This is a genomic window from Paenibacillus sp. lzh-N1, from assembly GCF_002872435.1.
Taxonomy (GTDB): Bacteria; Bacillota; Bacilli; order Paenibacillales; family Paenibacillaceae; genus Paenibacillus; species Paenibacillus polymyxa_C.
This window is the reverse complement of record NZ_CP025696.1, coordinates 268,892-293,352: the sequence shown is the minus strand read 5'-3', so window position 1 is coordinate 293,352 and position 24,461 is coordinate 268,892. Positions and strand designations below refer to the sequence as shown.

General features: G+C 44.7%; 22 protein-coding genes, 1 tRNA gene, 1 pseudogene and 1 riboswitch. Of the genes and pseudogenes, 20 read left to right on the top strand and 4 right to left on the bottom strand.

The features are described 5' to 3' along the window. The first annotated feature begins 85 nt into the window (after positions 1-85). Positions 86-168: transfer RNA gene (locus C0638_RS01415), tRNA-Leu, on the top strand. Positions 169-316: 148 nt separating this feature from the next. Here C0638_RS01415 and C0638_RS01410 read toward each other — a convergent pair. Further along, positions 317-802: a glutathione peroxidase gene (locus C0638_RS01410; protein WP_025679876.1), complete on the bottom strand. Its 486-nt coding sequence runs from the start codon at positions 800-802 to the stop codon at positions 317-319. A gap of 464 nt (positions 803-1,266) precedes the next feature. Further along, positions 1,267-1,438, top strand: a riboswitch (cyclic di-AMP (ydaO/yuaA leader). 113 nt (positions 1,439-1,551) lie between these two features. On the opposite strand from C0638_RS01410, the gene C0638_RS01405 reads away from it, so the two are divergent. From C0638_RS01405 to C0638_RS01380, 6 genes are all read left to right on the top strand, one after another. Continuing rightward, positions 1,552-1,947 (top strand): hypothetical protein, encoded by a 396-nt coding sequence (locus C0638_RS01405; RefSeq protein WP_025679877.1) that lies wholly within the window; start codon positions 1,552-1,554, stop codon positions 1,945-1,947. Between the two features lie 183 nt (positions 1,948-2,130). Further along, on the top strand, positions 2,131-2,208 hold the full coding sequence (gene kdpF, locus C0638_RS26120; RefSeq protein ID WP_080567893.1) for a K(+)-transporting ATPase subunit F: 78 nt from the start codon (positions 2,131-2,133) through the stop codon (positions 2,206-2,208). Positions 2,209-2,353: 145 nt separating this feature from the next. Then, the gene (kdpA, locus tag C0638_RS01395; protein WP_058711854.1) at positions 2,354-4,030 is read left to right on the top strand and encodes a potassium-transporting ATPase subunit KdpA; all 1,677 of its coding nucleotides are present in this window, start codon (positions 2,354-2,356) and stop codon (positions 4,028-4,030) included. 53 nt (positions 4,031-4,083) lie between these two features. Beyond that, a complete protein-coding gene (kdpB, locus tag C0638_RS01390; RefSeq protein WP_025679881.1) occupies positions 4,084-6,114 on the top strand; it encodes a potassium-transporting ATPase subunit KdpB in 2,031 nt (676 codons plus the stop codon). Between the two features lie 19 nt (positions 6,115-6,133). Further along, positions 6,134-6,862: a potassium-transporting ATPase subunit KdpC gene (gene kdpC / locus C0638_RS01385; protein ID WP_058711853.1), complete on the top strand. Its 729-nt coding sequence runs from the start codon at positions 6,134-6,136 to the stop codon at positions 6,860-6,862. 167 nt (positions 6,863-7,029) lie between these two features. Then, the gene (locus C0638_RS01380) at positions 7,030-7,905 is read left to right on the top strand and encodes a GNAT family N-acetyltransferase (RefSeq protein WP_058711852.1); all 876 of its coding nucleotides are present in this window, start codon (positions 7,030-7,032) and stop codon (positions 7,903-7,905) included. Between the two features lie 104 nt (positions 7,906-8,009). Here the strand turns inward: C0638_RS01380 and C0638_RS01375 are convergent, their stop codons facing one another. Continuing rightward, entirely contained in the window at positions 8,010-9,329 is a 1,320-nt protein-coding gene (locus C0638_RS01375; protein ID WP_013369945.1) for an Nramp family divalent metal transporter, read from the bottom strand. 455 nt (positions 9,330-9,784) lie between these two features. Here C0638_RS01375 and C0638_RS01370 point away from each other — a divergent pair, with 455 nt between their 5' ends. The 3 genes from C0638_RS01370 to C0638_RS01360 all read left to right on the top strand — a co-directional run bounded on the left by C0638_RS01370 (position 9,785) and on the right by C0638_RS01360 (position 11,204). Beyond that, the gene (locus C0638_RS01370; RefSeq protein ID WP_058711851.1) at positions 9,785-10,204 is read left to right on the top strand and encodes an organic hydroperoxide resistance protein; all 420 of its coding nucleotides are present in this window, start codon (positions 9,785-9,787) and stop codon (positions 10,202-10,204) included. 122 nt (positions 10,205-10,326) lie between these two features. Further along, positions 10,327-10,653 carry a hypothetical protein gene (locus C0638_RS01365; protein ID WP_013369949.1) on the top strand — a complete coding sequence of 109 codons (327 nt, stop codon included), beginning with the start codon at positions 10,327-10,329 and terminating at the stop codon, positions 10,651-10,653. 125 nt (positions 10,654-10,778) lie between these two features. Beyond that, on the top strand, positions 10,779-11,204 hold the full coding sequence (locus C0638_RS01360; protein ID WP_058711850.1) for a thiol-disulfide oxidoreductase DCC family protein: 426 nt from the start codon (positions 10,779-10,781) through the stop codon (positions 11,202-11,204). A 5-nt stretch (positions 11,205-11,209) separates the two neighbouring features. On the opposite strand, the gene C0638_RS01355 is transcribed toward C0638_RS01360, so the two are convergent. Then, on the bottom strand, positions 11,210-11,989 hold the full coding sequence (locus C0638_RS01355; RefSeq protein ID WP_058711849.1) for a DUF3153 domain-containing protein: 780 nt from the start codon (positions 11,987-11,989) through the stop codon (positions 11,210-11,212). A gap of 236 nt (positions 11,990-12,225) precedes the next feature. On the opposite strand from C0638_RS01355, the gene C0638_RS01350 reads away from it, so the two are divergent. The 9 genes and pseudogenes from C0638_RS01350 to C0638_RS25105 all read left to right on the top strand — a co-directional run bounded on the left by C0638_RS01350 (position 12,226) and on the right by C0638_RS25105 (position 22,740). Continuing rightward, positions 12,226-13,197, top strand: coding sequence for a metal ABC transporter solute-binding protein, Zn/Mn family (locus C0638_RS01350; protein WP_058711848.1), 972 nt, complete (start codon positions 12,226-12,228; stop codon positions 13,195-13,197). 14 nt (positions 13,198-13,211) lie between these two features. After that, positions 13,212-13,976: a metal ABC transporter ATP-binding protein gene (locus C0638_RS01345; RefSeq protein WP_058711847.1), complete on the top strand. Its 765-nt coding sequence runs from the start codon at positions 13,212-13,214 to the stop codon at positions 13,974-13,976. Positions 13,977-13,981: 5 nt separating this feature from the next. Then, positions 13,982-14,911 carry a metal ABC transporter permease gene (locus C0638_RS01340; protein WP_058711846.1) on the top strand — a complete coding sequence of 310 codons (930 nt, stop codon included), beginning with the start codon at positions 13,982-13,984 and terminating at the stop codon, positions 14,909-14,911. After that, complete coding sequence (locus C0638_RS01335; RefSeq protein ID WP_058711845.1) at positions 14,908-15,795, top strand: metal ABC transporter permease; 888 nt, start codon at positions 14,908-14,910, stop codon at positions 15,793-15,795. Before C0638_RS01340 ends, C0638_RS01335 begins: the two co-directional genes overlap by 4 nt. 219 nt (positions 15,796-16,014) lie before the next feature. After that, a complete protein-coding gene (locus C0638_RS01330) occupies positions 16,015-18,342 on the top strand; it encodes a histidine kinase (protein ID WP_040101859.1) in 2,328 nt (775 codons plus the stop codon). A gap of 520 nt (positions 18,343-18,862) precedes the next feature. Further along, positions 18,863-20,029 carry an AAA family ATPase gene (locus C0638_RS01320; protein WP_058711856.1) on the top strand — a complete coding sequence of 389 codons (1,167 nt, stop codon included), beginning with the start codon at positions 18,863-18,865 and terminating at the stop codon, positions 20,027-20,029. A gap of 12 nt (positions 20,030-20,041) precedes the next feature. After that, positions 20,042-20,908, top strand: a pseudogene (locus tag C0638_RS01315) (CpaF family protein); the annotation flags it as partial. A gap of 469 nt (positions 20,909-21,377) precedes the next feature. Beyond that, the gene (locus C0638_RS01310) at positions 21,378-21,692 is read left to right on the top strand and encodes a hypothetical protein (protein WP_080561176.1); all 315 of its coding nucleotides are present in this window, start codon (positions 21,378-21,380) and stop codon (positions 21,690-21,692) included. Positions 21,693-22,446: 754 nt separating this feature from the next. Further along, the gene (locus tag C0638_RS25105) at positions 22,447-22,740 is read left to right on the top strand and encodes a hypothetical protein (protein WP_158657694.1); all 294 of its coding nucleotides are present in this window, start codon (positions 22,447-22,449) and stop codon (positions 22,738-22,740) included. Positions 22,741-23,136: 396 nt separating this feature from the next. Here the strand turns inward: C0638_RS25105 and C0638_RS01300 are convergent, their stop codons facing one another. Continuing rightward, entirely contained in the window at positions 23,137-23,583 is a 447-nt protein-coding gene (locus tag C0638_RS01300; RefSeq protein WP_158657693.1) for a helix-turn-helix domain-containing protein, read from the bottom strand. 326 nt (positions 23,584-23,909) lie between these two features. On the opposite strand from C0638_RS01300, the gene C0638_RS01295 reads away from it, so the two are divergent. Continuing rightward, a complete protein-coding gene (locus C0638_RS01295; RefSeq protein WP_233902264.1) occupies positions 23,910-24,365 on the top strand; it encodes a hypothetical protein in 456 nt (151 codons plus the stop codon). The last annotated feature ends 96 nt before the right edge of the window (positions 24,366-24,461 follow it).

The window sequence follows — 24,461 nt, the reverse complement described above, 5'->3', positions numbered from 1 at the left end:
ACACTAAAAATAATTATAATATTATTGTTTACAAATTGTTGCTGAGAGAGTATAATAAATCTGTTGCCTCAATACATTATGACATGCGGTCGTGGTGGAATGGCAGACACGCTATCTTGAGGGGGTAGTGGGCGTACGCCCGTGGAGGTTCGAGTCCTCTCGACCGCATTATGTGTAATACCCAGTTGAAAAAGCATCCTGACACGTTTTACGTGAAGGGGTGCTTTTTTTGTTAAATATTTTTCGTTATATCATTCTGTTACAGAAGCGGTCATATGGACAGCGGACCGCTCGTTAACTGTAATGAAGAAAGATGTCAGTTTTTCCGCAAAAGCTTCTCTATATCTCCTATAAGCTTATCTGGAGTGGTTTGCGGCGCATAACGCTTAAATACGTTACCTTCTCGTGTAATTAAGAATTTAGTGAAATTCCATTTGATCGCTTTGGAGCCTAATACTCCCGGAGCAGTGTGGGTCAGGTAGCGAAATAGAGGATGTGCCTGATCACCGTTGACATCTGTCTTGGCGAACATGGGGAAGGTCACACCGTAATTGATTTGGCAAAACTCAGAGATCTCCTCGCTGGAGCCCGGCTCTTGTTTGGCGAACTGGTTGCTGGGAAATCCCAAAATTTCGAGCCCCTGTTCATGATACTGGTCATATAGCTCTTGTAGCGCCTTGTACTGGGGGGTTAACCCACATTTGCTGGCAGTATTCACGATAAGTAGAACTTTCCCTTCGTATGTGGATAACGGAATTTGTACCCCTTGTAGGGTCTGTGCATCATATTTATATACGCTCATGATATCCCTCCTCATTCAATATTCTGCAATTAAATTGTAAGCAACTCAACAAGGGGTTGCAAGTCCGGAAGAGTATACGGGCATTGGACCATTGTAAAATCGTCTTTTGTTCAAAACGGTAAATCGCACTTCAAATGGAGCTAATTGAGGTGTTTCTTCTCATAAAAACGGGTTCAATCGGTAATTATCTGGCACGTATAGCGTATTTTCTTTCCTTTTTGCAAATAAGGAGTAACTAAGCCATACCCTACGCCAATATTGACATGCCTTTCATTTTCAAAAAGGGGTGAAATACAGAGTTTTAAAGAGATACGAGAAGCATAGATGCCTTGTAAGCGTTATTCTTAATCTCCTATGCTCTAAAGGGTGGTTTATAGCCCCGCCGTTGAGCTTTACAGTCTTCCTTGCACGGGTGTATGATTCAAGACGTAATTTCAAATTAACACCAATGAAGCAACAACGAATTGTCTAAAGCGCTGAATTTTGCAGTTGCAAAAACGGGGGAACCAACGAGTATGTACGGCTTTGAAAGCCGTGTGTCTCATGGGGTGAATTTTCCGGTCAAGTGCCGTAAATAGGGCGACTCTCACGTCCGAATCCGACAGCTAACCTCGTAAGCGTACAGGGAGAGGCAACAAACCGCCGTGTGCAGCCATGGTTTATTTTATCATGGAATGTATGAAGCCGGAGGAAGCCTTTTTCCTTCGGCTTCTTTTTGTTGTCTTTTTATACCGGGAGAGGAGCTACTGATGGAAGGTCGGTTAATTATTGTCACTGCACCGAATGAAGCGGGCAGAAGTTTTGTGAAATTGCTTATGTTCAAAAAATTGGCGTTTGCAGTTCTCACAAATAGCACTCAGGAGGAACGACAGCTCAAAAAAATGGGTGTGGAGCACATTGTGCGCATCAATACGATGCAAGCGGGAAAATGGAATTTTCCTAGTAAAGAAATTGGGAGTGTGTATTTGTTCGAAAACAGCTTGAATTTGACTTGCCGTTTCCTGCAAATATGTCGGCCACTAACATCAGAATCGATCTATGTTATTACGCACGGCTGTAATCCGCAAGGAATTTATCGGGGATTGGGAGCGGACCATGTGATCTACACATTGAACGGAGAGGTGGGTTTCCTGCTGAACGGATAAGCACTTATAACATAGCTGGTTTATGATTTTATGATGGAATCAAAAGGACAATCTGAGGAGCGATACGGAGGATAGGAACATGATGGATTTATACATGCTGCTCGTAATGGCTGTGAGTTATGGAGTGATATTACTGTTTATACGCTGGTGTGATGCGCAGACCTCAAAAGGAGGGCGAAGAAGATGATCGTTGTGCTAGGGCTCACGGTTATTGTGTTCGTGTATTTAATCTACGCACTCCTGAATCCTGAAAAGTTCTAGTCAACTATAGGATCGAGCAGGCGGGAACAGCAGATCAAGAATGAAGCATCAGAGGGGCACATTTTCGCAAACGTGTGCACTCAATGGATGGTCTGAAGCAGGTCTGTTGTTCCAAATGCAGGAGCATTTTAAGGAGGAATAGAGGATGGAGCTACTGCAAATTGGAATTGTGATCGTCATATTGCTGCTCTTGGTTAAGCCAGTGGGTACCTATATGTATCACGTATTTTCGAATGAACCGAATCGGACGGATCGGATTTTTGGTGGGACGGAAAAGCTGATTTATAAGGCTGTAGGCTTGAAGAAACAGGACAGCATGCGTTGGACCACGTATGCTATGAGTTTCATTGCAACCAATGTGGTGCTTGTGGGGATCAGCTACCTGCTATTGCGCTTGCAGGCGATACTCCCGGGCAATCCGGTTGGAAACAGTAATATGGAAGCAACACTGGCCTTTAATACGGTAATCAGCTTTATGACCAATACGAATCTCCAACATTATAGCGGTGAGAGCGGGCTTACGTATCTGACACAGATGGCGTTCATCACGATGATGATGTTTACTTCGGCTGCTTCGGGGTTTTCGGTTGCTGCGGCTTTTATGAGGGGATTGACGCGGCGCGGTGAAGGGCTGGGTAATTTTTTTCAAGATTTTATTAAAGCCAACATACGGATTTTCCTGCCGCTTGCCTTTATACTTACGCTGGTGCTGGTGGGACTAAAAGTACCACAGACGCTACAGCCTACAGCGGATATTACGACTTTAAGCGGTACACAGCAGCAGATTGCTATGGGACCTATTGCCTCATTGGAATCCATCAAGCATTTGGGCACGAACGGGGGCGGTTTTGCGGGAGCTAATTCTGCACACCCTTTTGAGAATCCAAGTCCTTGGACGAACGTACTGGAAATTCTGGCAATGTGGGTAATGCCGGCTTCGCTGCCGTATACTTTTGGATTGTTTGCCCGTAATCGTAAGCAGGGCTGGATTATTTTCAGCTCGATGATAGTATTGTTTCTTATTTTTCTATCCATTACATATGTGTCGGAGAAGACAGGTAATCCGTTAATCCAGGCACTAGGGATGGATGCATCTCAGGGAAGCATGGAAGGGAAAGAGGTTCGTTTCGGCATTGGACAATCGGCATTGTTCACTACGGTCACAACGGCGGCAACGACAGGTTCGGTCAATAATATGCATGATACACTGACCCCGCTAGGTGGTATGGCTGCTTTGGGAGAAATGATGCTAAACGTCATTTTTGGCGGCAAGGGCGTCGGGCTGATGAATATGCTGATGTATGCGATTCTGGGGGTGTTTATATGTGGACTGATGGTTGGAAGAACCCCGGAATTTATGGGCAGGAAAATTGAAGGCAAGGAAATGAAGCTGATTGCGCTTGCCATTTTGGTACATCCGTTTCTCATTCTCGCTCCAACTGCGCTTGCGTTTATGAGCCATTGGGGATACGATGCAGTCTCTAATCCCGGATACCACGGGTTGACTCAGGTGCTTTATGAATATGCATCATCTGCGGCAAATAACGGTTCGGGGTTTGAAGGTCTTGCAGATAACAACGTGTTTTGGAACGTAACGACCGGAGCAGTTATGTTCTTTGGACGATATGTATCCATGATTGCATTGCTGGCTGTAGCGGCTTCATTGAATGCCAAAGCACCGACCCCGGTGACGACGGGTACACTGCGCACGGACAACAAGCTGTTTGGAGCCATCCTCATCGGGGTTGTTCTGTTGATTGGTGCGTTAACCTTTTTACCAGTGATCGTATTAGGACCTGTAGCTGAATTTTTGACCATGTAATGAAGAATGAGCATGAAGAAGAAAATGAGAATGGATGAACGGGGTGCTTGATCATGAAGGAAGAACGCAAACGCATGCTGGATAGAAGCATCTTGAAGCAGGCGGTAAAGGATAGCTTTATAAAATTAAATCCGATGATCATGATGAAAAATCCTGTCATGTTCGTCGTAGAGATCGGTACATTGGTTGTGTTGCTCATGCTGCTGCTTCCCGGTTATTTTGGAGTCGGCAAGGAAATGGGCTTTAACTTGGCTGTATTTATTATTCTGTTGTTCACGCTGCTTTTTGCTAACTTTGCCGAAGCGCTCGCGGAGGGACGGGGGAAGGCACAAGCTGCTTCCTTGAAAAAATCCAAGCAGGACTCGCAAGCTAATAAGCTCGTCGGGAATGAGATTCAGGTGGTCAGCTCCACAGCATTGCGTAAAGGTGACGTGGTAATCGTCTCTCAGGGCGAAATGATTCCAAGTGATGGTGAGGTCATTGAAGGTCTGGCTTCGGTGGATGAATCTGCGATTACGGGAGAATCAGCTCCGGTCATTAAGGAATCGGGCGGTGATTTTTGCTCGGTAACCGGTGGGACGCGGGTAGTCAGTGACCGTATTAAGGTGCGGATTACAACTGAGCCGGGTGAGACGTTTATTGATAAAATGATTTCGCTCGTGGAAGGTGCACAGCGGCAAAAAACGCCAAATGAAATTGCACTGAATACATTGCTGATTAGTTTGACGATTATTTTTCTAATTGTGGTGGTGACGCTGGCTCCGATAGCCCGTCATTTTAAGATTGATTTGCCTGTTCCCGTGCTGATTTCGTTGTTAGTCTGTCTGATTCCGACCACGATTGGCGGGCTTTTGTCGGCTATTGGGATTGCCGGTATGGACCGGGTTACCCAGTTTAACGTGCTGGCCATGTCAGGCAAGGCGGTAGAAGCATCCGGGGACATCAACACGATGATTCTCGATAAAACGGGTACCATCACCTTCGGAAACCGGATGGCGAGTGAATTTGTGGTGGTAGATGGTGTAGAAAAGGCAGAGTTAGCGAAATGGGCGGCGATGAGTTCACTAAAGGATGAGACACCTGAGGGGCGCTCGGTGCTGGAATTGATGCGCAAGCAGGAGTACACGTTGGATGAATCCTTGGCAGCAGGTGGGACCTTTATCGAGTTCAAGGCAGAAACCCGGATGAGTGGTCTGGATCTCGCCGATGGACGAAGAGTACGCAAAGGCGCCGTGGACTCTGTCCGGCAGTGGATTGTATCGCAAAAAGGCAGTGTTCCGGCCGATCTGGAGGAAAAAGCAAATCAGGTAGCCGCAGAAGGAGGTACACCGTTAGCAGTGGCGCTGGATGATCGGATATACGGCATTATTTATTTGAAGGATACGGTGAAGCCGGGCATGAAGGAGCGCTTCGATCAGCTTCGGGAAATGGGCATCCGCACGATTATGTGTACCGGTGATAATCCGCTGACCGCTGCTACAATTGCACGTGAAGCAGGTGTGGACGATTTTGTAGCAGAAAGCAAGCCGGAGGACAAAATTGCGGTTATCCGCCGTGAGCAGGAGCAGGGCAAGCTGGTTGCCATGACTGGAGATGGTACCAATGATGCGCCTGCGCTGGCCCAGGCAGATGTCGGTCTTGCCATGAATAGCGGTACGGTCGCGGCCAAGGAAGCTGCTAATATGGTGGACCTGGATTCTGATCCGTCCAAAATTATTGAGGTGGTCGCCATCGGTAAGCAGCTGCTTATGACACGCGGGGCATTGACAACGTTCAGTATTGCGAACGATGTTGCTAAATATTTTGCTATCATTCCGGCGATGTTCATGCTGGCTATTCCACAAATGAGTGCACTGAATGTCATGGGACTGGGTTCCCCGCTCTCGGCTATTTTATCGGCGCTTATTTTTAATGCAGTCATTATTCCACTTTTGATTCCGCTGGCAATGAAGGGCGTGAAGTATAAGCCAATGAGCTCGGATCGTTTGTTGGGACGGAATTTACTGATTTATGGCCTGGGCGGTATGGTGGTACCGTTTGTCGGCATTAAGGCCATTGATTTGCTGGTACATTTGTGGATTTAGCGCAGAAAGGGTGAGCGACATGAGTGGTTTTTATCGGATGTTGTCTGGACGCAGGTTTGCTGCACATGAGAAAGCCGGATCTGGCGGACAAGGTCATAACAAGCGTACGGGGACGGAGGCAGTGTCAGAAAATCAACCGGAGAGACAAGAGATGCGAGGAAGCGCGGTTATTGGAGTGGCTTTGCGAACTTCTGTGCTAATGATCCTATTGTGCGGATTGGCATATCCGCTAGTCAGCACAGGAGTGGCACAAGTTCTGTTTCCGCAGCAAGCAAACGGCAGTATGCTTCGTGACACGGAGGGGCGGGTAATCGGTTCTGAGCTGATTGGGCAGTCCTTTACCAATCCGGCGTTTTTCCAAGGCCGGGTATCAAGTATCGATTACAATGGGGCTGGTTCAGGCTCAAGTAATTACGCACCCTCGAACCCGGCATTGGTGCAGCGGATCAAGGATTCTATTGCGGATTGGCAGAAGCATAACCCGGATGTACCCGTCAGTCAGGTTCCATTGGACCTGATTACGAACTCCGGCTCCGGTCTAGATCCGCACATCTCGCCACAGGCGGCACAGGCTCAAATTCCGCGTATTAGCGGCTTGACGGGGATTGGTCAGGACCAGCTGAAGGCGCTGGTGCAGGAGCAGACAGAAGGCCGCAGCGCAGGGGTATTCGGCGAGCCGCGTGTGAACGTGCTCAAGCTGAATCTCGCGCTTGAAGCTCAAGTGCAGACGAAGGCTGGCAAGCGTTGAGAATATAATATTATTGATTTGTCTGATGATTAAGTTAAAATTATACTCACATATGCTCAAGGAGGCGGTCCGAATGGTAACGATGAATAAGCGGACAGACTATAGAAGGACAGCGCCTAATCGTCCATAAACTGCGTGTTTTCTTCTTGATGTGGGCAACAAATAATATGCAGGAATATAAAATTTTAAAAATGAATGATTTTTCAAATCATCAGATTTCTCGGGTACGAATGTTAGAACAACTATGCAAGGATTTTGATGGTTCAAGTTTGAGAGTGGGCATAGAAAGCCTAAAAGAAAACGGTGGGGATAAAGCATTCCTTTGTCAAATGGGCAACCAGCTCATTGGCTATCTCAGTTGGTATACATCAGATGAAATCGAAGCTAATATTAACGCTATGGTTCATCCGGATTATCGGCGTCAGGGTGTGTTCCGCTCCTTAATGAACAAAGCTGCAGCAGAGATGCAAATACAAGGCATCAAAACATGTCGTATCAGAATCCCGTCCAATTCAAAACCTGGAATAGATTGTGTGAAGCACTTGGGGGCGAACTTTAATACGTCTGAATTTACTATGCATTTAGTTCAGTTCCGCTCTGATATGTTACATCATTCCGGCTTAGTTTTGCGACTAGAAGAAGCTCAAGATTTTGATTTTATGGTTAAATGTTCGTCACAAGCTTTTGGGGATTCAGAGTCTTGGACAAGGAACTATTTTAAACATACGAGAGAACCAGAACGTGTTACCTACCTCGCTGTAGATAGACTGACACCGGTTGGAATGGTCCGAGTCAATCATGTTCATACGGATACAGCAGTTATTCATGACTTCTGTGTACATCCATTATACCAAGGCAGAGGGTATGGCCGGGAAATTCTTGCTCGTGTAGTTAACATCTTGCTTGCCAAGCAGTACACTCAGATTCGACTAGGAGTGGTTACTCAAAATAAACGAGCCTTGAATCTCTACAGGTCAATAGGGTTTGAGATTTCTGCTGAGTCTCATTATTATGTGAGTGCAATACACCATTTTAACGATTAGACCAACACTTATTTATAGAGGTCCAATAAAATAGGGTGAGTAAAAAAAAGGTATCTCGCTGCCATGGAGGCAAGTGAGATACCTTTTTATGATTTTGCTACCGATTAACCTGTAATCGTCTGAATAATAAGCACTACATTCAAGATAATGATGATAGCGGTCACGATCCAGGTTAGTACTTTTTGCCACATTTTATTCGCAAATTCACCCATAATCTTTTTGTCACTGGTAAAGAGCAGTAATGGAATGATGGCAAAAGGAAGCTGGATGGATAAAATAACCTGACTCAGCACAAGCAACTCTTCCGCACCTTTTTCACCTGCAATCGCAGTGACGATGACCGCTGGAATGATCGCGATAAGACGGGTCACCAGACGACGCAACCAAGGTGAGAGACGAAGATTCAAGAAGCCCTCCATCACGATTTGTCCGGCTAAAGTACCTGTCACGGTCGAGTTTTGACCTGAGGCAAGTAACGCTACTCCAAACAGTATGCTCGCAAGTGTGGTTCCCAGCAATGGCGAAAGCAGATAATAGGCATCACTAATCTCTGCTACATCTGTTCTTCCTGCTGTATGGAATACGGCAGCTGCTACGATCAAGATGGCTGCATTAATGAATAGAGCGAACATGAGCGCTATACTGGAATCCCAAGTTGCAAATGTAATAGCTTCCCGTTTACCTGCTGATGTCTGCTCATATTTGCGGGTTTGTACAATAGAAGAATGCAGATACAGGTTATGTGGCATTACGGTAGCTCCCATAATACCGATGGCAATATACAGCATGCTTGGATTCGTCAAAATTTGTGAGTCCGGTACAAAGCCACCCAATACGCCGCCCCATTCTGGTTGTGCCAAAATGAGATTGATGCCAAAACAGCCGGCAATCGTGGCCATTAATACAATGACGAGGGTTTCCAATGCCCGGAAACCTTTATTTTGCAGCAGCAAAATGAGCATAACATCAAAAGCGGTAATGATGACTCCGTATAGTAACGGGAGACCGAACAGTAGCTTCAGAGCAATGGCTGAACCGATGACCTCGGCCAAATCCATGGCTGCAATGGCAATTTCGCATAAAAGCCATAAGCCGATCGCGACAGGGCGACTGTAAGCATCACGGCACATTTGAGCCAAATCTTTACCTGTAGCAATACCGAGCTTGCCGGATAAGGCTTGCAGCAGAATGGCCATCAGGTTGGAGATTAGAATGACACTAAGTAGTGTGTAGCCGAATTTTGATCCGCCAGCGATGTCTGTAGCCCAGTTGCCAGGGTCCATATAGCCGACAGCAACCATATAGCCTGGTCCAGCAAAGGCAAGAAACTTCCGAAACCAGGTCCCATCCTTCGGGATGCTCAAAGAACGATTCACTTCTGATAGTGAAGCGATTTCCGCGAAGTTGCCCTTTGAATTTTTCATACGCTTCACCTTCTTTGTTCATATTGAAATATATTATTAGTGACATAGCGATTGCGTTATCCCTATTGTACACCCACAATAGTTTTTGTCTAGTGCAACTTTTGTGTGGTCAAGCAAAATCATCGTATTTTTGAAGCAATTGACCATCTTAATTAAAACTAAACAATGGAAAAAACCAAGCTATATTGCTCTCAAAGGGCAGCTTGGTTGTTTTGGATTTTCTAAATGCGGGCGGCCCATCAAGTTAGGGGTTAGGGGCTTATAACATATAGTGTAAACACAAAAGAGGTGGAACTAAACGGTAAATAATACGGTAAATAAACGGGTTATCATCCCTTTTTAAATGATTCATTTTGCGTGGCTCGTTTAAAGTACATACGAGAAGGAAATCATGTATTAACATGACGAGGATTCCTGCGGAATGCCAATAAGATGGAAGAAGGAGAGATGAAATCATGGAAGCGTTATACACAGCATCAGCAACGGTACATGGTGGAAGAGACGGTTCAGTGACTTCTTCAGACGGGGTATTGAAGCATAAGCTGAGCACACCAAAGGAACTGGGTGGCGCAGGTGGAGACGCTACGAATCCGGAGCAATTGTTTGCGGCAGGCTATGGCGCATGCTATGAAAGTGCGTTGGCAAATGTGGCCCGTAGAGCCAAGGTAAAGGTGGACAATGTAGAGGTCACCAGCCACGTATCGATCGGCAAGGACCCAAACGACGGCGGCTTCCAGTTAGCGGTGCGTCTGGATGTAAAAATACCGGGGATTGAGCGTTCCCAGGCTGAAGATTTGGCACGCCAAGCACATGATTTTTGTCCGTACTCCAAAGCCACTCGCGGTAACATTGATGTTGAACTTAACGTCATTTGACCACATTTTAAAAAAATTCACACACGGTCGCCGATTGATCGGCGGCTTTTGCACCTAGATCTTGATTCGCTGAGAATGGCGTCCATTTGACATCATCGCCAAAATTCATTAAGATGTCATAGGTGATTCTGGTCATCAGGTACGAAACAAATTTGAAAAATACGGGTGATATGATGTCTTACAGACCGAATATTGTTAATTTCACGCTGGCTGGTAGCAACGAAAAGGAAGGGCTTTATGAGTTTAAAATGAGTTTGGCCGATGGAACGGAGTGCCGCGTTTTTTCTCAACGTAATCCGGAGTGGACTTTGACGAATATTAGTCGACTGCTAACGACGCCTTGCCCGGTATGCCATAAGGATTTTATCTGCAAGTGTATGGATCAGTTCCATGATGAGTTTTTAGAGCAAATTAATGCAAAACAGCTGTTTGAGAAAGCATTGAGCTAGTTTTTTGAACAGGCAAGGATTATACATTTCTAGACAAGCGTCGGATACTTTCGGCGTTTTTTTGTTTATAATCGAACCGTTGCGTTTTCATGCCGTTGATTTCTCTGTGGAGGTGAAATGCGTTGATGAACCAGTCTGATCATGTCCATACCGAACATTCCATTGTATTGGTGGATGGGGTATGCCACTTTTGTCAGGGAGCAACCCGCTTCATTATCAAACGTGATCCTAAGGGAATATTCCATTTTGGTTCCCTGCAATCTGAGGTAGGGCAAGAACTTTTACGTGCAGGTGGACTGTCTACAGATCAACTGGATACATTCGTGCTGATTGAAGACGGTACGTATTATACAAGGTCAACTGCAGCTTTACGGATTGCCAAACGCCTTCGTTTTCCATACCCGCTGGCCTATGTATTCATCTTGATTCCCCGCTTTGTGCGCAACGCAGCCTATAACTGGGTAGCGCGTAACCGATATCGTTGGTTTGGCAAGGATGAGGAGGATCAATGTCAGATCCCCCCACCAGAAATTAGGAAACGATTTTTTTAGTTGCTTTATTTATGTTTATTTTTACGACGATAATTACGAATCATTAATATCACAGCTACCGCGATCAGTATGAGACCCGTAGCCGATACATACACGATATGACGTACATTGGGTACGTTGACCGACAATTTTAGCTCGTTTGACTCTAATGGAGCAATGTCCCAATAGAGTGTTTTCCCATCATCCGACACACGGTCCGCATTGCTGGAAGCAGGCTGGATGGGCAGGGATAGGCTGAAGTTAAGATCCAGTTGCCGTTCTAGTAATTTGCGTGCGAACACATTCATTTGTTCTAATTTATCACTCAGGCCACGAGCTTCTTCAGGAAGCATCCGAGGCAAATCGAGCTTAAGCGTAAGATCCATATTGGTTGTAAAAAAATGCTGGCTCACTGCGCGATTTATTTCTAATCCCTCAGGCAGGTTTAAACCCTGATCGGGATTTTTTTGGTTTGTACCCCAATCCCCTTGATAATGCCCCTTTATTTGATATCCCTTTCTCCCTTGTTCCGATAGTGGCTGTACGTCTACATTATTGCTTTGCATACGTTGAACTAATCGATCGAGCAGCCCCGGATTGTCCAACATCATCAGTGTCTGGTTGTTTACACTGAACGTTGCATCCATATCTACACTTTGATCCAGATGAACATCTACATGAATGTCACCCCGAGCACAGGAAGTTAGGGCAAACAGACAACACACCAGCATAAAAATAAGCAGTATTTTTCGTAACTGTATTTGCCGACGTTTGTTCCAATTAGGGCTGTATCCTGTTGGGTCCATGACTTGCACCTTCTTTGTATGGTTTCTTTGGTATAACGACCGGATATCTTCTATATATTACACATTCGGAGAGCCAAAATCGAACGATATAAAAGAATAGTTAAGATTTATATTTCAAAAATGTTTCCTTAGGTAAAAACTTTAGTGTATACTCTAAAATATAGTATAGGTAAAAAATAATTGTCTCAAGGAAATAGTTTGTCCTAAAACAAATATTAAAAGGAGGATTTTAAAACATGAACAAGCAGTTTAAGAAGGCTTTGCCACAATGGGTAGCGACGGTTGGAGTGTTGTCTCTAGTTCTGGTTTTAGCGACTGCATGTACAGATGCCAAGAAGACAGAACAGGGAGCTACGAGAGAGACGGGACAGAAAATAAAGGCTACGACTACCATCGGTATGATCTCTGATATTGTCGGGAAGGTCGGTGGTGCTCATGTGGAGGTCACGGGAATTATGAAGTCAGGCGTTGACCCGCATTTGTACAAGGCGTCTCAGGGAGATATGCGTAAGCTGGATAAAGCCGACATCATTTTTTATAACGGGTTGCATCTGGAAGGGAAAATGCAGGACATTCTGGAGAAAATCAGCAAGCAAAAGCCTGTTATACCCGTGTCCAAAAACATTGCCCAAAATCAATTGCGTGCAGCTAGCCCAGAAATGGGATCTGAGTATGATCCACATATCTGGTTTGATGTACAAAACTGGATGTCTGCGGTAGAAACCGTCAGAGATGAATTGTCGGCACTTGATGCTGCTCATGCGGAGGATTATAAGGCCAATGCCGAAGCTTATCTCGCTGAGCTACGAGAACTGGACGATTACACGAGAGAGCAGATTGCCAGTATACCGAAGGCACAGCGCGTACTTGTCACGGCACATGATGCATTTGGCTATTTCGGAGACGCTTACCAGATTCAAGTAAGAGGCCTTCAAGGCATGAGTACACAATCAGAGGCGGGCTCACAAGATGTGACCAAGCTGAGAGATTATCTGGTGGAGCATAAAATTAAAGCCATATTTGTAGAATCAAGTGTTCCGAGAAAGGCCATAGATGCGGTTATTCAGGGTGCAGCTCAGCAAAGTCATACCATACAGGTTGGCGGCGAGCTGTATTCGGATGCTATGGGTGAAGAGGGGACAGAAGATGGAACATATATTGGAATGGTCAAGCATAACGTGAATACGATCGTTAGAGCTCTTAAATAAGGAGGCGTAGACACATGGGACATTCACCACTTGTTGTTCGTGATTTATCGGTAGCCTATCAAAAAAAGCCCGTTTTGTTCGATGTCTCCTTTGAGGTGCCGGAAGGTAAGCTGATTGGTATTATCGGCCCCAACGGGGCTGGCAAATCTACACTGATCAAGGCCGTGCTTGGGCTGATTCCAAAGCTCAGGGGCGAGGTGCTGGTCTACGGCAAGCCCTATAAGCAACAGCTGCTCAAGGTTGGATATGTACCGCAGCGGGAGTCGGTGGATTGGGATTTTCCGACGAATGCTCTAGATGTGGTTATGATGGGACGTTACGGCAGACTGGGCTGGTTTAACCGTCCGGGAGCAGCAGATCGTCAGGCTGCGATGGAGAGTTTGGACAAGGTTGGAATGAGCAAATTTGCAGACAGGCAGATTAGTCAATTGTCAGGCGGGCAGCAGCAACGCGTTTTTTTGGCGAGAGCGCTTGCGCAGGACGCTCAGCTTTATTTTATGGATGAACCGTTTGTCGGTGTGGACGCTGCAACAGAAAAAGCTATCATTTCATTGCTTAACGATCTGAAACAGCAGGGGAAAACCGTGCTTGTCGTTCATCATGATTTATCTACGGTCACGGATTATTTTGACCAGGTTATGCTGTTGAACGGGCATCTGATGGCATTTGGAGAGACCGCAGATATTTTTACCGAGGGAAATCTGCAACGTACGTATGGCGGGCGTCTGAGTATACTCAAAACAGGTTCGGAATCCGGCACGATACTCGGAGTGAGGTGAGCAGTATGACAAGCTTGGCAGCGCTTTTGACAGACCCGAACATGCAATGGATTTTGCTTGGATGTATTTTACTCGGTTTAAGCAGCGGGGTGATTGGCAGTTTTATGTATTTGCGTAAGCAATCGCTTATGGGAGATGCTTTGGCACATGCGGCTTTGCCGGGAGTATGTGTGGCTTTTATGATCACAGGTACAAAATCCATGTTTGGATTTATGATTGGAGCAACCATTGCAGGGATTGTTGCTACCTTTGCCATCAGTGCGTTAACCCGGTATTCGCGAATTAAAAGCGATTCAGCGATTGCAGCGGTGCTGTCCGTATTTTTTGGCTTCGGCATTATGTTGTTGACCGAAATTCAGCATAGTGGCGCAGGCAACCAAAGTGGGCTGGATAAATTTTTATTTGGCCAGGCTGCGGCAATGGTGTTGTCTGATGTTTATACAATGGCGGTAATTTCGGTGGTGCTCATTGGAATATGTTTATTATTTTTCAAGGAATTTAAGCTGCTCAGCTTTGACCCTGGCTTTGCCCGTGGACTTGGTTTTCCGGCAGGCTTACTGGATAAGTTGTTAATGCTGTTGATTGTCATTTCGGTAGTGGCTGGCATTCAGGCCGTGGGCGTCATTATGATGGCTGCCCTGCTGATTACCCCGGCCGTGTCGGCAAGATACTGGACAGAGAAGCTGGGTGTTATGGTATGCCTGTCAGGCTTGTTTGGTGCTATAGCGGGTCTTGGTGGGACTGTTATTAGCTCTCTGGGACAAAATTTGCCTACAGGACCATTGTGCGTGTTGTGTGCGACTGTGGTATTTGGTGTAAGTCTGATCTTTGCGCCGCAGCGTGGAATGATTTCCAAGGCTATCGTTCGGTTAAACGCCAGAAAAAGTCTGGAGCAGGGAGTTGGAACACAGCCCAGGGAGGAGCGTGCCCTATGAGTTCATTTTATGTGATCCTGACGGGAATGTTAGTGGCAGGGGGATGTAGTATCGTCGGATGCTTTCTCGTGCTTCGGAAAATGGCTATGATCGGTGATGCCATCAGTCATGCGGTACTGCCTGGTATTGTCATTGCCTTTCTCATCAGCGGATCGAGGGATTCGGTGTGGATGATGTTTGGTGCGGCCGTGCTGGGGCTTCTAACGGTGTATCTGATTCAGCTATTCCAACAAAGCGGTCTGCAAAGTGATGCTGCCATTGGCGTGGTGTTTACAACATTGTTTGCTATCGGTGTTTTACTGATCAGTGTGTTTGCTTCCAATGCTCATCTGGATATGGACCACGTTTTGTATGGGGAAATTGCTTATGTCCCGTGGAATACGATAGAGATTGCTGGCTTCGATATAGGTCCGAGGGCTGTGTGGATTACGGGCGCAATGTTTTTGATCAATCTGCTCGTGGTAGGGGGCTTTTTCAAGCAATTTAAAGTCACTTCCTTTGATCCCGCATTGGCAGCTTCATTGGGCATTCCAGTTGTTTTTTTTCATTATCTGCTAATGAGTCTCGTATCACTAACGACAGTGGCGTCATTTGAGAGTGTGGGTGCAATTCTAGTGGTTGGCATGCTTGTTGTACCGCCTCTTACCGCTTATTTGCTGACGGAGAAGCTGTCCCGTATGATTGCATACAGCGTGGGAGTTGGAGCCATTAGCTCGATCGTAGGCTTTTATACAGCAACTGTGTTAGATGCTTCTATTGCGGCATGTATGCTGTGTGTATCGGGTGTGTTGCTGCTTTTGGCTTTTCTATTTTCCCCGTCTCATGGTGTGGTATGGCGAAAGTTATTTCAACAACGGGGAATCATTGGCGAAAATAGCAAGTGAGTCTCGTAGGAAGTGATCCTATATGAATTATTCAAAATAGCGTGCAGACGGGCATAAAGTGCCTGAATGCACGCTTTTTTACGCTTATGCTAATCTGTGCGGCTTTTTTTGAGGCAAGCTTGTTGGGTCATCTTGAATTAACCGGGACACGGGAGTACATTCTTTACAATCACACAGAAGGATTCGGAACGAGCTGTTACGCTGCGGGGAGGAACGAAATTGGAGAGCTTCAAACGTAAATCACCAGAGGAGATACTGGATTCCATTAACAAATTGCATCGAGGCAGACTCAAAATATACATTGGTGCGGTCAGTGGCTCTGGCAAAACGTATCATATGCTGCAGGAGGGACAATCGCTGCAGCATGAAGGGATTGATGTTGTAATTTGTGCGGTATCGACTCTGCAACGGCGTGAGACCGTGGAACAGGTCGGCTCGCTAGAGCGAGTACCCAGTATTCATTGGATGAAGGATGGCGAAGAGCAAAAGGATCTGAATGTGGAAGCTTTAGTGGCGCGAAATCCTGAGGTGGTGCTGGTGGATCATTTGGCACATCATAACCGAAAAGACGCCTCGTTTCCAACAAGGCTCGAGGATATTCGGTATTTGCTGGAGATGGGAATTAGCGTCATTACGACGGTTAATGTTTATGAACTCGAAGGGATCACGGAGTGGGTATATCAGCTGACAGGCTTTGAAGCGCAATATACGGTTCCGGTTGATACATTGGAGCTGGCGGATGAAATTCGTCTAATTGATGCTACCCCGGAGATGATTCTGGAACGGTTGGCGAAAGGTTACATGCATACGCCCAATCCAGAGATGTTTCACCGGGGAAATCTGGGTAAATTGCGTGAGCTCGCTCTGCGATTGGTGGCAGAGGATGTGAATGATTCGCTGGAACGGCACCGGGAGGAGCTAGGCTTGCACGGGGCGTCAGGAGCAGCAGAGCGTATTTTGGTGCCTGTCCAATATCATTGGAATGGGTCCATTTATGTACGTAGGGGAGAACAGGTGGCCAAGCGGTTGGGTGGAGATATGCTGGTGGTCTCTTTTGTCAGCTCGAAGCGCAAGCTGTCCAAGGAATCAGCAGCCTTCAAACGTTCCATTGAGCAGTTGGCCGATAAGATCGGATCGACATTTGAAGAAATCCCGCTCTTTTCCCGCAGAAGGCTGCCACGTCAACTTATCCATTATGCGGTGACTCACAATGTTACCCGAATTGTTATGGGGCATTCTCGGCAGACTCCGTGGCAGGAGCTGGTTAAAGGATCACTGGTGAACGGAATTTTAAAACGAATGAAAAATATGGATCTGCTGTTGATTGCAGACCGAGCCGAGCAGGAGGGCGAACGGATTTTGCCAACGATGAGACAGGAGGAAGGAGATACTGATCCGTATCATCGTTTGAGCGTTGAGGAAGTACAGGCTGAGGAAGCCAAAATTCTGCGGGGCAAGCTCAAAGTATATATTGGGGCTGCTCCGGGGGTCGGCAAAACATACACCATGCTGAGAGAGGGAAATGATCTGCTGGAAAGCGGGATTGATGTGGTTATCGGATTGCTGGAAACGCACGGAAGAGCAGAAACACTAGCCCAGGTAGGATCTCTGGAGATGATTCCCCGTCAGTCTATCGAGCGTCATGGTGCACATTTGGAAGAGATGAACACTGAAGCCATTCTCAGGCGTAATCCTGAGGTAGTGCTAATTGACGAGCTGGCGCATACCAACGTTCCGGGAAGTCTGAGATCTAAGCGTTATGAGGATGTACTGGCCATTTTGGAACAAGGTATTTCTGTTATATCCACAATGAATGTGCAGCATCTGGAGAGCTTGAATGACGCAGTAGAACAAATTACTGGCATTCGGGTGAGAGAGACTGTCCCCGACCATATGATGCGTCTGGCCGATGAAGTCCAGCTTGTTGATGTGGCTCCCAAATCGTTACAGCAACGTATGCGTGAGGGCAAAATTTACGCTCCTGCGAAGGTGGAGCAGGCACTTAGCCACTTTTTTAAGCTGGGTAATCTAATTGCGCTACGTGAACTTGCTTTGCGGGAATTGGCAGATGATGTAGATGAGCGGCTGGAATCCTGGGATCGGCACGAGTCACTTCGGGGACCGTGGCGCAGGGAGGAAGTGATTTTTGTAGGCGTGACGCTAAGTGAAAATGCTGAAAGGTTGATTCGCCGCGGTTTTCGTATCGCATTTCGTTTGAAGGCTGTGTGGATTGTGACTTATGTCCATATCGGTGAGCGTATACCGGAGAGATTGAACCCTCGTCTGGAACAACTAAAGCTGCTGACCCACCGACTGGGGGGAACCTTTGAAATTCGGCTTGTTTCCAGCCGACGCGAGATTGCCGACATTTTGATTGCTCCAGTAGAAGGATATTCAGGTACGCAGCTCATCGTGGGGCAGTCTTCCCGAAGTAGCTGTTGGGGGAAGACTGCGGTTGTGCCGAGGATTCTCCGTCAAGCACGTCATATGGATGTTCTTATCGTAGCGGATTATGATCCGGATATTAAGCTGGAGACAGATTATTAAAATGCCCAATCCATTCATAAATAGTCATATGCTGGTTACCGGTTATTCACTGCTTCCATAGTATATTCTATCTCAACGAAATGGAGGCGAGTTTGAATGTATAAACATCGTAAGCATGATTGTCATTTTCCAAAGCCAAAAAAACGTGTTTTTAAGAAAATCATTAAGGTGACTGTCATTAAGTTTAAACCAAAATTTAAACGTGATCACTGGAAACATGAAGACTTTGATAAGAAATGTCATTGCCGGAAACGTCGTCATCATCGCCATCATGACTGTCATCGTCGTCACCACAAATTCTACTAAGTTGAAGATCGTAGGAGGCGGGGCTAGACTGCCCGCCTTCTCCTAGTACCAGAATTCTAAGAAAATACTTGCGCAAAAAATACTTGCTCTAACACAGGTGCTATGCTATTCTACCAATAAATAGATTGCACGTGACGGAAGCACCGTTCACCAACCGTATGTACTTACGGATGGATGAACGGTGCTTTTTTGCGTTGTTGTGTTGGGAAAGGGGATGAGCATATTGGTTCCGGTAAAAGTGGTATTGGCCGTAGAAGGCCGGGATTATATTGAGCCTCTGCTGAATTATGTTCACGGAAGCGAGTACGCCAGAAGGCTCAGAATAACGGCTTTTTCGCAGCCGGAGGCATTTCATCAATACATGATGGAAACTAGCGGAATGAAAAGACCAGATGTGGTAGTAGGTGAAATGCCCTTTCTGAATCTATGGACAGCTCGGGAAGATGCGGATATTCCTTGTTTGGTATTGCATGAGGGAGAACAAGTAAGCGAATATGGGCAGCCTGTATTAAAATATAAGCCTTTATCTGAACTGGTCGGTATTATTTTGGAAACGGCGAGACAGAGGTCGAATGGTCGGAAAAGCGTAAACAGTCGGGAAGGTGGAATGATTATCGGCATGGTGGCAGCTTCAGGTGGATTGGGCAAGACAACGGCCGCGCTCAATATGTCCAAGCAGCTGGGGAATGAGGGATATTCGGTATTCTATTTGAATCTGGAAACGGTGGATTCAAGCTCGTTGTTCACTGGTTCAGACAGTTCTAGCGGAGTACAAGGAGAAGGACTGTCCAGACTGCTGTATGATCTCAAGTCGGAGGGAAATGAGGACACTTCGTTATCTTTGGCTTCGTATTGTGTGCGTCGTCCTGAAATTCAGGCTGATACGTTTCAACCTGTCTATAATCGCAAGGAATTGACAGACATGACTTGTGATGAAGCGAAAGAGCTCATTCGAACGATTGCTGAAAGCGGGCAGTATGATGTAGTGATCGTAGATTGCGATTCTGAACATGGTGAGCGGGCTCAAGCCGTGCTTGAAGCTAGTCATAAGCTGATCTGGTTGCTGGCTGACGATTTAATGAGTATGCACAAGTGCGGATTATGGCTGGATGTTTTAGAAACTACACAGCCTGAAGGGCTTGAAGCCATGATATGCAAAACCAGCTTTGTGGTGAATCGCTACATGGGAACTATGATCAACTCGTTACCTCGTGACTTCATGGAACTGAACGGAGCGTTACCCTATATACCTTCATGGAAACAAATGCAGCACCGTGAGCTGCTGCTTAGTTCACCGATTTATCAGCGGGAAATTCGTCATTTGTGCCGCGAGCTGCTGGATATGGAGAGCGCAGCACAGTCGACGCTTGCTTGGTCTTAAGGGGATGATGACATGAATGAGGAACAATTTAAGGCATTGCGCGCGGATATTCGTAACGGGCTGGACGTAACGTCCTCGGTAAAGGATACAGATCTAGTACGGCATATCGAAAAGCGAATTTTACACGACGTAGAGCTGGCGAGCTTAACTTCCCGAGAAAAGCATGCACTTGTCCGCAAAATTTTCAACTCTTTCCGTGGGCTGGATGTGCTCCAGCCGTTGATTGACGACCCGACCGTAACGGAAATTATGATCAATAGTCATCGGGAAATCTTCGTGGAGCGGGCAGGTGAGGTGATTCAGGTGCCCGATCAATTCGAATCCCGCGAACGACTGGAGGATTTGATCCAGACGATTGTAGCCGGGGTGAACCGAATTGTGAATGAGGCTTCTCCCATTGTGGATGCCCGACTAAAGGACGGATCACGTGTAAATATCGTGCTGCCGCCAGTTGCTCTCAAGGGTCCGACGATGACCATACGGAAGTTTCCCGAGCGTCCCATGACGATGGATGATTTGATACGAATGGGTGCGCTCAATACAGAAGTCGCCGCTATGCTCAAAGACTTGGTACGTAGCAAGTACAACATTTTTATAAGCGGCGGAACGGGCTCTGGTAAAACAACTTTTCTGAATGCATTATCCCAGTTCATCCCTTCTTCTGAACGGATTATTACGATTGAAGATTCGGCAGAGCTACAAATTGTGACTGTCCCCAACCTGGTTTCCATGGAAACACGGAACGCGAACACCGAGGGGAAGGGAGAAATCACGATTCGTGATCTGATTCGTTCCTCCTTACGTATGCGGCCTAACCGCATTGTGGTGGGTGAGGTCAGAGGGAGTGAGGCGTTGGATATGCTGCATGACAAATCTATAAAAAGGTTATTAAAGAGGAGACATACACATATGGGTAAAATGATTGTACGCTACAGCATTCTTCGTAAGAATGGTTTTGGAAAGTTTATTGTGGAGAAAAGAACTACAACTGTGAATTGTGAAATGGCCTTAAAAGATTACGAATATCAGGAGGAGAGAATAGTAAATAAGATAAGTTCAAAAGAGAGAGTTAAGCCAACGCAGATTAGAGTTACTGGAATTTTGAGACTTCCATATTCATAACGTGAATAACAGCCTTAAAACGAATGTGAGAGCTTACAAAGGACAATATATGTTTAATTCATTCCAAGTTCATGTGAAGTATCAATTTTACACACGATATAATTTAAATTTAATATGTTGTTCATATTATATTCACTATCGTTACATTTATTTCAAACTATTGTTTACTTATGGTAATTTTTTCTCTATGATAGATCTGTATCCCAAATAAGAGAGGATGATTGAGATGAAAAAGAAACTTTTAGTTGGCTTGTTGACTGTTGTTGCGTGTTTCACTCTTGGATCAACATCTTTTGCTGCAAGCACTGAAACAGCAAACCCCAACAATGTATCAACGGCAAGTGTTGTAACTCCTTCTGCGACAAAATATATCACTTGGCAAATTGTTTTACCAAAATCTCAGTTCCCTACCCTTGGAGATATTCCAACAACTACTAGTTATAACGTAGATCCATATCGTGGAACATTAACGCTGAGTTCAGTCGATGGACAAACTGGTTACACTTGGACAGTCACTTATGCTGGATGGGTTACTTATTAATATTTAAAAATGTATAAGACCTCCTTGAGTATTTTTATATATTTGAGGAGGTTTTAACCTCGCATATTTGTTGAAGTTGCATTTTATTAAAATCTTTATTTTGTCTTGATTCTTTCTTCTTCAAATAAAAGTGAATTATCTTTATTATCTTTAGTACTCCATATAAAACACCAATTTTACCATCCAGTTGCCCCATATTGACGGTGACTGGTTTTTTTTGTATCCAAATACGACGACATCGACGTATTTGAACAGTTTGGAAAACGGACGATGCCGTCCGATTTACCTGCAACACGTCAAATTGACGTTTCGCTAAATCAAATTTATTCCTAATGTGTCTTATTCTCAGTATAGACTTTTTTTCCTACATTGGATTTTACTTTAATATTGAGAAGCAGAAGGACCAATGGTCCTTCTGAATAATGGTGATAAAAGCGCTGGTCAAACTGTCCAGCGGTCAATGAAAGATGTAGCTGAGTCAATTGGTGAAAATGAAATCAACATTGTGGATTGTTTCCACGAAGTTATGATGCTACACCGATACGGAAAGGTTGCCAAGATTTTGGCAAGGATTAATCTGCAACTAAAATCAACATTACGCAAAAACTTGTGGGAAGTAATTCACAAGATACAACAATCACAACTATGTGAAGTGGAACAAGCATACAGATACATGGTATATTATTCCTATACAAGTTTGTATCAATCTATATATTTCTATTGGTCAGTTTTAAAACTAAAGGAGGCCACTAACTTGGATAGACAATTAGAGAAAGGTGTAATAAATATTTTACATGCAATTGGGTATGTAGCTGGCATATTTACAATTACTGCAATGATTCTTAAATTAACTGGCTATCGCGTGAAGAGTAGCGTTTATTTGATTGACGGTAATGTTCCCGTATATGGATATAGTGCAATGAATAAGATACAGAATTACATTGTTGATCCATTACATATGATAGTAGCAGGATTAATTACAGTGATTTGTATAGGTGCAATAGCCCTATATAGAGAAGACAAGAATCATAGTGGAATGTGGATTTAGCTTGAGGAAACTTCTACGAAAATTTCGGGGAACCTTATTGGTGTCCTAACTGTTGCCATTACTAATACTTAAATAATTTCAGTATTAGGCTACTAAGTTAAATAGGAGAGTCCCAAATTGAACTGTCGTAGTTAATAAGGGTGTGGAAAATTTTCCACAGGGTCATAGCTGATAGAATAGTTCACATAACAAAATGGGTGTCATCAAGTGTCACCACAAGGGAATATCATTTTGCAATGTGGTCACTATTCCATGTCACCATGTGACACGCCAAAGTTGGCGGTTGGACGCTGTGTCCAATAGCTTTATGCACCGTGCAACCCAGTCATATCAAGGGTTATAATAACTTGTTAAAAGCCAATAGCTGCTATACATACAAAGAGGACACCTTTTGATTTAGGAATCCTCTTTTTTCTCTGTGTATTGCGTAAGTCGTTTTTCAATATCATCAATTTTACCATCGTATTCTTTCATCTGTTGTTTGATTGCTCTAATAAATTCATCAAATTTATTCAAATCTTCTTCGCTGGTTGTTTCAAACAAAAACCTTAGTTTCTCCTGTCCAAGCGATTCCAATTTCTTGCCTTCATATTCAACCCCTCGTGCTAACCAATCAATAGAAACCCCTAAAATGTCACTAATAGCCGTGACAACATCAATAGAAGGACGTTGCTTATTATTTTCAATAAGAGAAAGAGAAGTTTTGGTATAACTTTTATAATTAATGACATTACCACTCTTATCAAACACAGGAATTTTTATCATTTCTGCCAAATCGCTAATCCTAATTCCCCGTCTAGTTCTAATAAAATTTATTCTTTCTCCTAGCGTTTCATCGCTCAAAATTATCAACCTCACTTTTGTACAAGTAGGAAATTCAATTTCCCATATTGACAATATTATAATCGATAATAAATGAAAAGTATAATTATCGATTTCAATAAGTATACTTGACGATATAGTTAAAGTTATGTATAGTTGATTTTAGTAATTAAACTTAATCAATGATAACTATAGTTAATAAAGTTGAGGCACAACCAAAATCCAAAATTCGTCTATAAATCGTCCGAACACAGTAAAAAGACCACTTCGACACTGAAGCAGCCTTGGTATGATCTATATACTACATATCGAATAAAACAAACCTAATCCGAAGGGAAATGATACATATGACAATCGCATTGAATAAAATCCAACCAACTCAATCCACTAACGAAAAAGAGGTGTCCACTATGTATCACCCCGACCTGACAATTGAAAAGCTTTGCTGGTTCCTCGATATCTCACCTAAAGCTACTATTATTATAGGCGATATGAGCTTCCACTTAACAACCATTGAACGCATGAATGAATTTCTTCAACGTTCAACTTTTGCTAATCATCCCTTGTCATTGCTCACAATCATGCGAAAAGAAGATATTGATGCTCATGGCTACACCGACAAAGCGACATTCGTTTATGACTATTACCGCAACAAACAATCTACGCTGGAAAAGTTGTTTCAAGAATCTATGCCAGCTTGGAAGCTCAATCGACTGAATTCAGACGATCCTGAACGTATCTATGACGTTTACACTGAACGTGGCAAGTATTCAACTTCTAGCGAAGTGGCATTATTCATCTAATCCAATATACATAGCAGGACAGGTCAATTACATATTCCGTCCTGTTTAATCTTATAACAACGTAATGTTAACAATAAGTAGGCTTCAATAACCTTT